At 33.6% G+C, this 13,124-nt stretch carries 11 protein-coding genes; 7 read left to right on the forward strand and 4 right to left on the reverse strand.

Annotated elements, in window-relative coordinates:
- The first annotated feature begins 146 nt into the window (after positions 1 to 146).
- The 3 genes from gyrB (at position 147) to B5X64_RS13550 (ending at position 4,111) form a co-directional block, all read left to right on the forward strand.
- The gene (gene gyrB, locus B5X64_RS13540) at positions 147 to 2,081 is read left to right on the forward strand and encodes a DNA topoisomerase (ATP-hydrolyzing) subunit B (protein WP_079465757.1); all 1,935 of its coding nucleotides are present in this window, start codon (positions 147 to 149) and stop codon (positions 2,079 to 2,081) included.
- A gap of 309 nt (positions 2,082 to 2,390) precedes the next feature.
- Positions 2,391 to 3,215, forward strand: coding sequence for an RsiV family protein (locus tag B5X64_RS13545; protein WP_079465758.1), 825 nt, complete (start codon positions 2,391 to 2,393; stop codon positions 3,213 to 3,215).
- Between the two features lie 5 nt (positions 3,216 to 3,220).
- Positions 3,221 to 4,111 (forward strand): diacylglycerol/lipid kinase family protein, encoded by an 891-nt coding sequence (locus B5X64_RS13550; RefSeq protein WP_420808112.1) that lies wholly within the window; start codon positions 3,221 to 3,223, stop codon positions 4,109 to 4,111.
- Positions 4,112 to 4,255: 144 nt separating this feature from the next.
- On the opposite strand, the gene B5X64_RS13555 is transcribed toward B5X64_RS13550, so the two are convergent.
- Together B5X64_RS13555 and ggt are read right to left on the reverse strand one after the other, a co-directional pair.
- The gene (locus B5X64_RS13555; protein WP_079465759.1) at positions 4,256 to 5,536 is read right to left on the reverse strand and encodes a dicarboxylate/amino acid:cation symporter; all 1,281 of its coding nucleotides are present in this window, start codon (positions 5,534 to 5,536) and stop codon (positions 4,256 to 4,258) included.
- A 56-nt stretch (positions 5,537 to 5,592) separates the two neighbouring features.
- Entirely contained in the window at positions 5,593 to 7,278 is a 1,686-nt protein-coding gene (gene ggt / locus B5X64_RS13560) for a gamma-glutamyltransferase (protein WP_079465760.1), read from the reverse strand.
- Positions 7,279 to 7,368: 90 nt separating this feature from the next.
- Between ggt and B5X64_RS13565 the strand changes: the two genes are divergently transcribed.
- The gene (locus B5X64_RS13565) at positions 7,369 to 8,334 is read left to right on the forward strand and encodes an NAD-dependent epimerase/dehydratase family protein (RefSeq protein ID WP_079465761.1); all 966 of its coding nucleotides are present in this window, start codon (positions 7,369 to 7,371) and stop codon (positions 8,332 to 8,334) included.
- Positions 8,335 to 8,559: 225 nt separating this feature from the next.
- Positions 8,560 to 9,312, forward strand: a complete 753-nt coding sequence (locus B5X64_RS13570) for a polysaccharide deacetylase family protein (RefSeq protein WP_079465762.1) — start codon at positions 8,560 to 8,562, stop codon at positions 9,310 to 9,312.
- A 64-nt stretch (positions 9,313 to 9,376) separates the two neighbouring features.
- Here B5X64_RS13570 and B5X64_RS13575 read toward each other — a convergent pair whose 3' ends face one another.
- Entirely contained in the window at positions 9,377 to 10,582 is a 1,206-nt protein-coding gene (locus B5X64_RS13575; protein WP_079465763.1) for a metallophosphoesterase, read from the reverse strand.
- A gap of 66 nt (positions 10,583 to 10,648) precedes the next feature.
- Complete coding sequence (locus B5X64_RS13580; RefSeq protein WP_079465764.1) at positions 10,649 to 11,716, reverse strand: 3-oxoacyl-ACP synthase III family protein; 1,068 nt, start codon at positions 11,714 to 11,716, stop codon at positions 10,649 to 10,651.
- Between the two features lie 100 nt (positions 11,717 to 11,816).
- On the opposite strand from B5X64_RS13580, the gene B5X64_RS13585 reads away from it, so the two are divergent.
- Both B5X64_RS13585 and ubiE read left to right on the forward strand, forming a co-directional pair.
- Positions 11,817 to 12,386 carry a hypothetical protein gene (locus B5X64_RS13585; RefSeq protein ID WP_079465765.1) on the forward strand — a complete coding sequence of 190 codons (570 nt, stop codon included), beginning with the start codon at positions 11,817 to 11,819 and terminating at the stop codon, positions 12,384 to 12,386.
- A gap of 3 nt (positions 12,387 to 12,389) precedes the next feature.
- Positions 12,390 to 13,121 (forward strand): bifunctional demethylmenaquinone methyltransferase/2-methoxy-6-polyprenyl-1,4-benzoquinol methylase UbiE, encoded by a 732-nt coding sequence (ubiE, locus tag B5X64_RS13590; protein ID WP_079465766.1) that lies wholly within the window; start codon positions 12,390 to 12,392, stop codon positions 13,119 to 13,121.
- Positions 13,122 to 13,124: the final 3 nt, after the last annotated feature.

Genomic DNA, 13,124 nt, shown 5'->3' on the forward strand with positions numbered 1-13,124 from the left:
ATTGTAACTTTATTGTTTTTTTTCCTGAATGAATCGCTCAAATTTTAGGATAAATTCTGATATTTTAAGATGTAAATTACTTTGATAAGTCGAAAAAAATCACGATATTTGTGGGTCTTTGCATTAAGCAAATTTATTCAATTTATATGAGTCAAAAACAATATACAGCTAGTAGTATCCAGGCATTAGAAGGCATGGAGCACGTTCGACTAAGACCATCTATGTACATTGGTGATGTAGGAGTGAGAGGTCTTCATCATTTGGTTTATGAAGTAGTAGACAACTCTATTGACGAAGCGCTTGCAGGTCATTGCGATACAATATTAGTTACAATACATAAAGGAGAGAGTATCTCTGTAAAAGATAATGGTAGAGGGATTCCTGTAGATTTCCACGAAAAAGAACAAAAATCAGCTTTAGAGGTTGTAATGACCAAAATCGGAGCGGGTGGAAAATTTGATAAAGATTCTTACAAAGTTTCTGGTGGTCTTCACGGGGTTGGTGTTTCTTGTGTGAATGCACTTTCTACCTTGTTGGTGGCTACAGTTAGCCGTGACGGTAAATTATACCAGCAAAAATATTCTGAAGGTAAAGCTTTGGCTGATGTTGCTGAAATAGGAACTACGGATGAGAGAGGAACTGAGGTTTTCTTCCAACCAGACGGAACTATTTTCCAGGAATTGGTGTATAATTATGATACATTGGCTTCAAGATTAAGAGAACTATCTTTCTTGAATAAAGGTATTACAATTACACTTGTTGACGAAAGAGAAGAAAATGAAGACGGCACTTTTGCGTTTGAAGTTTTCCATTCTGAAGGTGGTTTGAAAGAATTCGTAGAATTCATCGACGGAAACCGTGAAGCAATCATGGAAAATGTAATTTTCATGGAAGGTGAAAGAGACGATATTCCTGTAGAAGTGGCGATGCGTTACAATACATCTTTTAACGAAAATCTTCACTCTTACGTTAATAATATCAATACTCATGAAGGAGGAACTCACTTGGCAGGTTTTAGACGTGCTTTGACGAGAACATTGAAGAAATACGCAGATGATTTAGGTATTCCTGCAAAAGAAAAAGTAGAAATTACCGGAGATGACTTCCGTGAAGGTTTAACGGCTGTAATTTCTGTAAAAGTAATGGAGCCTCAGTTTGAAGGACAGACAAAAACTAAATTAGGAAACTCTGAAGTTTCTGGTGCAGTTGATAAGATTGTAGGTGAAATGCTTACCAACTTCTTGGAGGAGAATCCAAACGAAGCAAAAATTATCGTTCAGAAAGTTGTTTTGGCTGCAAAAGCAAGACAGGCTGCGAAAAAAGCTCGTGAAATGGTTCAGAGAAAATCTCCGATGGGAGGTTCTGGTTTACCAGGTAAATTATCTGACTGTTCATCAAAAGATCCTGCAGAATCAGAATTATTCTTAGTCGAGGGAGACTCGGCAGGTGGAACTGCAAAGCAGGGGAGAGACAGACACTTCCAGGCTATTCTTCCGTTGAGAGGTAAGATTCTGAATGTTGAGAAATCAATGCTTCATAAAGTTTACGATAACGAAGAGATTAAAAATATTTATACCGCTTTAGGTGTATCTGTAGGAACTGAAGAAGATAGCAAAGCCTTAAATATGGCGAAGTTAAGATACCATAAAGTAGTGATCATGACCGATGCCGATATTGACGGTTCTCACATTTCTACTTTGATTCTTACTTTCTTCTTTAGATTCATGAAAGAAATGATTGAAAATGGGTATATTTATATTGCACAACCACCTTTATATTTATTAAAGAGAGGAAACAAAAAAATATATGCTTATAATGAAAAAGAGCGTGAAGAGATAACTTTACAAATGTCTCCGGACGGAAAAGGGGTAGAAGTTCAGCGTTATAAAGGTCTTGGGGAAATGAACCCAGAACAGCTTTGGGAAACTACTTTAAATCCTGAACACAGAATTCTAAAACAGGTAACGATTGATAATGCTGTTGAAGCGGATTCAGTTTTCTCAATGTTAATGGGTGATGAGGTTCCACCAAGAAGAGAATTTATCGAGAAAAACGCAAAATATGCTAAGATTGATGTTTAATCGTCTTTATAAATAATATTTCAAAGGCTCCATTTTTTATGGAGTCTTTTTTTGTTATTAAGATCTAATAATTCTCATATTCATGATAATTTTTTAACATTTAAATTACAGTAATATCTAAGGGGAATATTGCAAGCGCAAATTACCCGAAAGAATATTATCCTGCATTCAAGAAGATCTGGAAAGTAATTTCAGATTACGAAAGTCAGGTCATGAGTTTGATTAAAAAATAAGCAATTATTGATGCAAATTTTAAAAACCATTCATTTTGTGAATGGTTTTTGCATTCTAGTCGAAAAATAAATTATTATGGAAAATAAAGTTGTAGTAATACTGTTCTCCGCTGCCTTCCTTTTGTCTGCCTGTAAAAAGACAGAATCAAAAACAGCTGTTACAAACACTGAAATAAAAAGCCCCGAAAAATTCACAATAGATTCTCTTAAAGTAAACGATTCAGTGAAGATTAACGATAAACTTTCTGTTAATTACGCTTCAAAAGTATTGGTTTTCCCAACTTTAAAAGATAAAGCGCTTTTAGATAGTATTTATTATGATAAAACTGGGATTACAGACTATTCAAAACAAGGATTACAAAACTTTTTAGATAAAGATAAAACTGAATTTTACACATCTGTAAAAGAGGACAGTAAAGAATGGATTTCAGATATACAAAATCCGCAAACTTGGGAAGCTGGTGCATTTATGAAACTGATTTCTCACAACAACGATTTTCTTCAGATTGAATATTTACATACTTCATATCAAGGCGGAGCGCATGATAATTATTCTTTCGATGCAAGAGTTTTTGACTTGAAAAATAATAAAAAATTAAATTTAAAGGATATTACCACAATGCCAAAAGCAAGATTGGAAGAGCTTTTAATGAAAAATATTGATAAAATTCCAAGTGGAACAACAGATTCTGATGGTCCGGTTAAAAATTCAGATATGCTTTTGGTGGATGTTATTCCTGCAAATAAAGACTTTTACTTTGATGATAAAAACCTTTATTTTCATTACAGTCCTTACGAAATTGCAGCTTTTGCAGCCGGAGATATTGTAATTCCTGTCTCTTGGAAAGAGCTCGATGGGACAATTAATCCGGAATTTAAAAAGAGAATGAAAATTAACTAATATTAATGCTTCCAAATCAGGAAGCATTTTTTACTTTTGTGGCAATGGAAAGAGTCGCCTTTATCATCAATCCTTTTTCGGCAAAAAAAAATTATCAGCCATTTCTGAACGAGCTTAAAAGTAAAATACAAAACCCTTTGTATTATATTTCTGAGTCTATTTTGGGAACTGATGATTTTATGGAAACACATTTCGATGAGGTTGACTTTTTTGTGGCCATCGGAGGAGACGGAACAATTTCTACAGTTGCTAAAAAATTAATCAATACAGAAAAAGTTTTAGCTATTTTTCCTGCAGGATCGGGAAATGGGTTTTCTAATGAAACGCAGTTTAGTAAAAATTTAGATGAATTATTAAATAAATTAAAGGCTAAAAAATCTCGAAAAATAGATACTTTTACCGTAAATGACAGGCTTTCTATCAATGTTTCTGGAACTGGTTTCGACGGAAAAGTCGTTAAGGAATTTGAAAAAACGAAACGCGGATTTAAAAATTACATTAAAGTTTCTTTGAAGACTTTTTTTAATTATAAACCAATCAAACTTAAATTTTTTGACGAAAATTATAAGCAGCATAATGGTAAGTATTTGATGGTCAATATTGCAAACACCCGTCAATTTGGTAACAACGCTTACATTGCGCCTATGGCGAGTAAAAGTGATGGTTTGGTTGATATGGTTTTGGTGAAAAAATTTCCGTTGACTTATTCGCCGCTTTTTGCGTTCAGAATGTTTACCAAAAAACTGAAAGAAGATGATTACATCACGTATCTTCCTGTTTCAGAAATCGAGTTTAAAGTAAATACCAAAAACTGGCATCTCGACGGGGAATATAATAAAATAAAATCTCCGATTCATGTGAAAGTTCAGCCTTCAAGTTTGAATATTTTAATTTAAAATCATTGTGAAATAAAAAGCCTTCCGCGAGGAAGGCTAAAAACACAAATGATGAAAAAATTATCATTACGATAATAATGTACTACAAAGTAAGTACTTAGAACTTATATTTTTTATGGTTTTAATCATATTTTGAAATTATCTTTAAACTTCCAGTTTTTTCTCGATTTCATTAGGATTGGCAAGACAGTATTGAAGCTGTTCCTTATCCAATTGTTTTTCCCAATTCGCTACAACCACGGTTGCTACAGAATTTCCGATGACATTGGTTAAAGCACGACATTCACTCATAAATTTATCGATTCCTAAAATCAAAGTCATTCCTGCAATCGGAATTTCCGGAACCACGGCCAAAGTTGCCGCTAAAGTCACAAAACCAGCTCCTGTAACTCCTGCAGCTCCTTTTGAACTTAGCATCGCTACCAAAAGAAGCATCAGTTGTTTTTCAATAGAAAGATCAATATTTAAAGCTTGTGCAATAAATAATGAGGCAAGAGTCATGTAAATATTGGTGCCGTCAAGATTAAAAGAATATCCTGTAGGAACTACCAAGCCTACAATTGCTCTGGAACATCCTGCTTTTTCCATCTTTTCCATTATTCCGGGAAGTGCAGATTCTGATGAACTTGTTCCTAAAACCAGCAGAAGTTCTTCTTTTAGGTAGTACATCAGTTTAAAAATATTAAAACCATTGTACCAAGCAACAGCTCCCAAAACCAAAACGACAAATAGGATAGAGGTGATATAGAAAGTACCTACAAGAAAAATTAAATTTAAAACGGAAGCTAAACCATATTTTCCAATCGTAAAAGCCATTGCTCCGAAAGCTCCGATCGGCGCTAGTTTCATCAGCATATGAACGATTTTAAAAATAGGAGCAGCCAAAACCTGTAAAAATTCTGTGACTTTTCCGCTTTTTTCTTTCGTTAAAACCAAAGCTATTCCCATTAAAATAGCAACCAAAAGTACTTGGAGAATATTATCTCCAATCAACGGACTGAATAGTGTTTCCGGAATAATATTCATAATAAATCCGGTAAGCGTAGTGTCGTGTGCTTTCTGCTGATATTGAGAAACGTCTCCCGATAAACTTGCAGGATCAATGTTTAAACCTGCTCCAGGCTGAATAATATTTCCTACAACTAAACCGATAATTAATGCTAATGTTGAGAACGTGAAAAAATAGAGCATTGCTTTTATAGCAATTCGGCCCACTTTTTTCAGGTCTGTCATATGGGCAATTCCTAAGGTTAGGGTAATGAAAATGACCGGAGCAATAATCATTTTAACCAATTTGATGAAACCGTCGCCTAAAGGTTTCATTTTTTCGCCTAATTCCGGGTAGAAATTCCCTAATAGAATTCCTAAAGTGATGGCAATAATTACCTGAAAATAGAGTTGCTGGTAGAATTTTTTCTTTTTCAAAAGAGATGGATTTACTTTTTTAAGAACGAAAAATAAGAAAATAAATTTTAAGTAGATTATTCTACTGCAACAGAATCGTCACCACGACCATCTGCAACAGCATGAATATTTCTGTTATCATCTATGACAATCATTTCCGTTCTTCCCAATTGATTCACTCTTTCAGCTTTATAACCTAATTTTTCTAAATCTTTAATCGTTGCTTCCGGAAAATTCTTTTCAAAAGATACTGTTTCAGGAAGCCATTGATGATGGAATTTTGGAGAATTAACAGTCATATTGGTATTCAATTTAAAATCAATCACATTCACAATCGACTGATAAACAGAAGTCGGAATGGTAGTTCCGCCCGGAGTTCCTACAACCATATAAGGTTTTCCGTTTTTCAAAACAATGGTTGGTGTCATCGAAGAAAGCATTCTTTTATTAGGCTGAATTGCATTTGCTTCACCGCCAACTGCACCAAACATATTGGGAATACCTGGTTTTATAGAGAAATCATCCATTTCGTTATTTAAGAAAAAACCTGCTCCCGAAACAACAACTTTACTTCCGTACAAACCATTTAGCGTTGTGGTAACAGCAGCTGCATTTCCATCTTTGTCAATCACTGAAATATGTGTGGTTTCCGTAGATTCTTTGGGTTGATTAATGACTTTTCCAACTTCCGAACTTGGCGTAGCTTTACTAAAACTAAAACTTTTCCATCTGTTTTTCAAATAATCATCAGAAATTAAATAAGCTGTTTTATCCTGAATAAAATCGGGGTCACCCATATATTCAGCTCTGTCGGCAAAAGCTCGCCTTTCTGCTTCCACCATAATTTGCACTGCCTGTGTAGAATTTTGCTGGTATTTTTCTAGATTTTCATAACCCGACATCTTTAACATCTGTGCTAAAAGAATTCCGCCGCTTGAAGGTAAAGGCATCGAAACAATATTATTTTCTTTGTAATCAAATTCAAGTGCTTTTCTTTCGGCAACTTTATAGTTTTTCAGGTCTTCTAAAGTGATGATTCCGTTTTCTTTTTTCATTTCTGAAACCAGAAGTTCAGCAGTTTTTCCTTCATAAAACCCTTTTAATCCTGATTTTTGAATTAATTTTAAAGTTTCTGCCAATTCTTTCTGTATCAGAATGTCACCTGATTTCCAAACCTCGTTTTTTACAAATGCATTGGATGTTTTATTATATTTTTGAAAATATTCTTTATGTAAATTTAATAATCTGGCTTCCTGTTCGGTAATAGCAAAACCCTTTTCAGCCAAATCAATGGCAGGTTGAATCAGTTTTTCCATCGGAAGATTGCAATGTTTTAAAGTTGCAAAAAATCCCGCCACACTTCCAGGAATTCCAACCGCTAATCTTCCGTTTTGAGACAAATCGGTATTGGCTTTTACGTTTTTGCTGAGGTACATATTTTTGGAAGCGTTTTTAGGAGCTGTTTCACGGTAATCGAGCGTAAATTTTTCTCCGCTATTTTTTACACCTACCAAAAATCCGCCACCGCCAATATTTCCGGCTTGAGGATAAACAACAGCTAAAGCGTATTGTGTAGCGACGACTGCATCATAAGCATTTCCACCGATTTTAAGAATTTTTGCTCCGGCTTCACTTGCCAAAGGATGCGCAGAAACTACAACTCCTTTATTTTTCACTTTAACTTCTTTTACAATATTAATATCAGTGTACTGTGCTGAAAGCGAGCAAGAAAGCAAAATGAAGGAAATAATAATTTTTTTCATTTGTAAAAATTGTAATCGAATTTACAATTTTGTTTTAAAATAGGGTCTAAAATTTCTATTTTTGCTTTTATCATAATAATAAAAAGTAAAATGGAGTCTTATACGGAAAAAATATTGATTACAGGTGCTTTAGGGCAGATCGGAACTGAGCTTACCAATAGATTGGTAGAGATACATGGAGCTGATAATGTGGTTGCTTCGGGTCTTGACAGATACCAAAAAGGTATTACTTCAGCCGGACATTACGAAAGAATGGATGTTACCAACACGCAATTGGTAAGACAGGTCATCAAAGATTACGAAATCACAACCGTGTATCATTTGGCTTCTCTTTTATCAGGAACATCAGAAAAGCAGCCGATTTTCGCATGGAAACTAAATCTTGAGCCACTTCTTCAGTTTTGTGAGCTTGCGAAAGAAGGTTTGCTTAAAAAGATTTTCTGGCCAAGTTCTATCGCTGTTTTCGGGAAAGGAATTCCAAAAGAAAATGTAGGTCAGGATGTAGTTTTAAATCCTACAACAGTGTACGGTATTTCTAAAATGGCAGGTGAAAAATGGTGCGAATATTATTTTGATAAGTATGGAGTAGACGTAAGAAGTATCCGTTATCCGGGTTTAATTTCTTGGAAAACTCCTGCAGGTGGAGGAACTACAGATTATGCGGTTGAGATTTTCTACGAAGCGATTGAAGAAGGAAAATATACAAGTTTTATTTCTGAAAATACAGGAATGCCAATGTTGTATATGGATGATGCGATCAATGCAACTTTACAGTTAATGGATGCTCCAAAAGAAAGCCTTACGGTTCGTTCTTCTTATAATTTGGGCGGAATGTCTTTCACTCCGAAAGAATTGGCAGCAGAAATCAAAAAAGAAATTCCTGAATTTGAGATTGATTACAAACCGGATTTCAGACAGGCGATCGCAGATTCCTGGCCGGCTTCAATTGATGATTCTGTTGCTAAAAAAGATTGGGGATTATCTTACGATTTCGGAATTTCTGAGATGTCGAAAGACATGATCAAAAATTTAAAAATAAAATTGAATAAAAATTAATCTGTTTATCTACAACCTGTCATAATTACTTGCGTTCTTTGCTGAGTGAAACGCCTTTGCGAACTTAAAAACAGTTAGTTTTGAAAAAAAGCTTTGCGAACTTTGCGTTGAAATCAAGTATTATGATAAATCACAGAGAGTCGAAAATTAATTAAACTGAAGTAACTTTTGATTAAATTAGTTTAACATTTTATTAATGATTAGTTTCATCTAAAATTATACTGAATGATATTGCTTACTTTTAACATCGTAAACTTTGAAGCTGGAACCAAAAACAGCATCACTATTTCTGATGATGAAAGAGTGAAAATTACCGAAAGTAATACTAAAGCAATTCTCAGGATTTTAGATCTTCACGATATAAAAGCAAGTTTTTTTGTAGAAATTTCTATTGTAGAAAAACTTCAGAATTTAATAAAAGCAATTTCTGCTCAAGGGCATGAAATTGCTTTTTATAATAAAGATTCGAGTCTCGAAAAAATTAATCACGTAAAAAAATCTATTCAGGAATTTCTTGAAAAACAGATCAAAGGAATTCGCCAAAAAGACAACCAATTTTCATTGGAAGAATTAAAATCTATAGGTTTTAATTATATCTCAAATATTGATCACGGAGACATTCTGTTTCCTTTTAAACGTTTAAAAAGAACCTCCGAAATTATCGAAGACAACGGACTGAGTATTGTTCCGGAAAGTATTTCGCCATACAGTCAGTTGCCTTATAATGATTTTGTTTTTCAAATTTTGCCGATGCAGTATTACCAGAATATGGTTTTTGAAACCTTGAAAAATGATGATTTTGTATTGGTTTATCTTGAATCTTGGCAATTTATCGACATCAACAAATATCAGTTTAAAGTTCCGTTTTACCGAAGTTTTTATTTGGGGAAAAAGATGGAAGATAAACTCGAAGCTTTTCTTTCATGGATTAATGAAAAGGAATTGGCGACTTCAAGAATGAAAGATTATATCTTTTAGATAGGTTGCAGGAATTAGGTTTTAGGGCTTAGCTAAAACTTTAAACTAAAAATATTGAATTTTTTTAACCCAATTCAAAAAGAGTAATTTCCGGTAAAACCCCAACTCTTCCTGGATAACCTAAAACTCCGAAACCTCTGTTTACATATAGCATTTTCCCTTCACTTTCGTACAAATCTGCCCATTTCGGATAACGGTATTGTACAGGTGACCATTTTATATTTTTTAAATCTAAACCAAACTGCATTCCGTGCGTGTGACCTGAAAGCGTCAAATGAATGTCTTTAGGATGTTTTTTTACCACATAATCGAAATGAGTAGGGTCGTGGCTCATTAATATTTTTGTGGCATCTTGCGGTACGTTTTCTAAAGCTTTATCAATATCTCCATATTGTGGAAATGGCTTTAATCCCCAGTTTTCAACACCCAAAATGTAGATTTTTTCACCGTCTTTCTCAATAATTCTGTTTTCATTACGAAGCATATCAAAACCGGCTTGTCTTTGATAGCCAATTAAGGTTTCAAGGTTTTTATTTTGTTCGTCCTTAGAATTCCATTTTACATAATCCCCGTAATCATGGTTTCCTAAGACGGCAAATTTCCCGTCTTTCGCTTTAATTTTAGAAAACAAAGGAATGAATGGTTTGAATTCATCTGCAACATTATTCACCATATCTCCGGTAAATAAAACTAAATCTGGATCTTGCTCATTAATTAAATCAATGGCGTGTTGTAATTTGCTTGGATCAGAAAAACTTCCGCTGTGAACATCAGAAATTTGAATGACTTTATATCCTTTAAAACTTTTGGGAAGGTTAGCGAATTTTACTTTTACTCTTCTTACTTTATGACGGTATTTTCCAAACGTGATTCCGTCTATGAAAAGTGCAGAAAGCACACCGCCTAAACCTAATCCCATTAAGCTTAAAAACTTTCTTCTTTCTGGGAAAAAATTTTCCGTAGGCCTTGTTAATCCTACCAAATAACCTCCTGTTCTGAAAATATCGTCAACCAATAAAAACAAAACGATGAAAATTTTAGGTAAAATAAAAATTAAAAATAAAGAGATCGTTATCTGAGCTCTTTCTGTACTTCGGTCGCTTCTTTGGAAATGACTGACTTCGTAAGCAAAAACACCATAAACAGCCAAAGATAAAACGATATAGCCAAGTCTTACCCAGAAATTATCTGTTAAGATTCTTATTGCCTGAAAAATGTAAACTTCTAAAAATAAGAAGATTGCGGCTATAAATAAGAAGTTTTTTTGCATAATCAGGTTTAAAAAAAGCACAAAAAATAAATTTCCTGTGCTTTTTATATTGTTTAATTAATATTCTTATGGAAATTTATAAACGATTGCATTGATGTTCATTCCGGCTCCAACCGAAGTCATCACAATGTTCCCTTTATCTTTAAACGTATGACCCTCCATTTTTCCTTTAATTATTAAATCAAACATGGTAGGAATTGTTGCTACAGAAGTATTTCCCAAATCCTGAACTGTCATAGGAGATACAGAATGATCGTAATCTTTTACATCATAAAGCTTGTGAAGTCTGTCTATCATTGCGTAATCCATTTTAGCATTCGCTTGGTGGATCAATATTTTATCGATGTCTTCAATAGACAATTTTGCATCTTCGATGGTTTCTTTAATAGCTCCAGGAACATTTTTAAGAGCGTACTCATAAATTTTTCTTCCCTGCATTCTTACAAATAAACGAGTCTGATCTGATTCTTCGTTGATAGAAGGTCCGTTTGCAAGATAATTTAATTCAGGACCATTATCACAGATTGTATTATGAGCAATGATACCTACATTTTCTTCGTCAGTTGCCTTTACCACAACAGCTCCGGCTCCATCTGCGAAAATCATTCTATTTCTGTCATGAGGATCGGTTACTCTGCTCAAAGTTTCTGCTCCAATGACAAGAATTGTCTTTGCTACGTTCGCTTTAATTAAATTATCTGCCAAAATCATGGCTTCAACCCATCCGGGGCAACCGAAAATCATATCATAAGTAATACATTTTCTGTTTTTGATGCCTAGTTTATTTTTAACTCTTGCTGCCATAGTTGGCATAAAATCTACATAACCATTAGTGGTAACTTCACCAAAATTACTGGCGTAGATAATATAATCAAGCTCTTCCTGATCTACATTTGCATCAGCAATAGCAATTTTTGCAGCTTCAAAACCGATTTGTGAATTTGAAAGATCTTCGTCAATAAATCTCCTGTTTTCTATTTCTGTAATTTCAACAAATTTTGCAATAGTTTCTTCAACAGGCTTGTCAATCTTTACTCCTTCGTCCGTATAAAACTCTGAATCTAAGAAAAAATCTCTTCCAATTACTCTATTCGGAAGATAAGATCCGGAACCAATAATGATCGTATTTGGCATTCGCTTATGTAATTTTTTAAAGACGCAAAGTTAATAATTAATATTAATAAGAAAGAATTAAAAATATTATTAAATTTGCAAAAATTGTTTCAGCCAATCTATGAAAAACAATCCGTCTTTAAAAGGTTTAATTATTGCCGCTGTTGTATTTATCGGTGCTTTTGCCGTGTACAACTTCTTTTTGGCAAAGAAAAACTATTACCTTGTAGATAATCCTACTCCCAATACTTACTATTTTAAAATTAATAATGGCTCTGAAGGTGTTATTTCGGCAGGTCAGTTTGTAAAGGTAGATTTACAAAAAGGAAAAAATTCTATTAAAGTTTTTGATCAGAATAAGAAAATGCTTTATGATTCTGCTTTTGAGGTTAATAAAATTCGTGGTCTTTTAAATATTGCCCATAAAGATTATTATATTAATGAGCAATATTATGGATACAATCTTAAAAAAGATTCATTACTTTTGGCGTTAGATAAAACCATCATTGATGGAAAACAATATTATGGGGGTGCTAAACGTTTTAATAAACTCTATACAGAAGATTTTTATTATAATGTAGATGAAGATTATGATCAGATGATCAAAAATATTCAGAAAGTAGAATCCCGTACAAAGATTTTCCGCAAGCAGGATTATCTTAATTATTACAAAGAATATTATAAGTTTTAAGTTTTGACAAAAGATATCAACCAAGTAACGCCCTACAATTCTGAATCTAGCAAAAAGAGTCAGGTAGAGGATATGTTCGACAATATTGCGCCTAAATACGATTTATTAAACCACGTACTTTCTATGAAAATAGATGTGCTTTGGAGAAATAAATTAGTAAAATGGATGAACCATGATGCTCCAAAAGAAACATTGGATGTCGCAACAGGAACCGGTGATTTAGCAATTGCCGTAGAAAAAGGAACCGGAGCAAAAGTTGTGGGATTAGATTTGTCGCAACAAATGTTAAATGTTGGCATTATTAAAATAAAAAAACTTAATTTAGACGGCAAAATTTCCATGCAAAAGGGTGATGCAGAAAATTTACCTTTCGAGGACAATAGATTTGATGCTGTTTCCGTTGCTTTTGGAGTGAGAAATTTTGAAAACCTTACTAAAGGTTTGGCAGAACTGAGAAGAGTAGTTAAAGAAAACAAAAGTGTTTATATTCTTGAGTTTTCAAAGGTAGAGGGTTTTTTAGGACCATTTTATATGTTTTATTTCAAAAATATATTGCCGGCAATCGGCAGATTGATCTCTAAAGACAACAGGGCGTATACTTATCTTCCCGATTCTGTAAATGCATTTCCTTTTGGAGAAAAGATGAGACAAATTCTTTTAGATACAGGATTTAAAAAAGTAGAATACAAAAAATTAAGTTTAGGTATAGCCACAATTTATAAAGCAACAAAATAACCT

The sequence above is a fragment of the Chryseobacterium balustinum genome (assembly GCF_900168205.1).
GTDB classification, from domain to species: Bacteria; Bacteroidota; Bacteroidia; order Flavobacteriales; family Weeksellaceae; genus Chryseobacterium; species Chryseobacterium balustinum.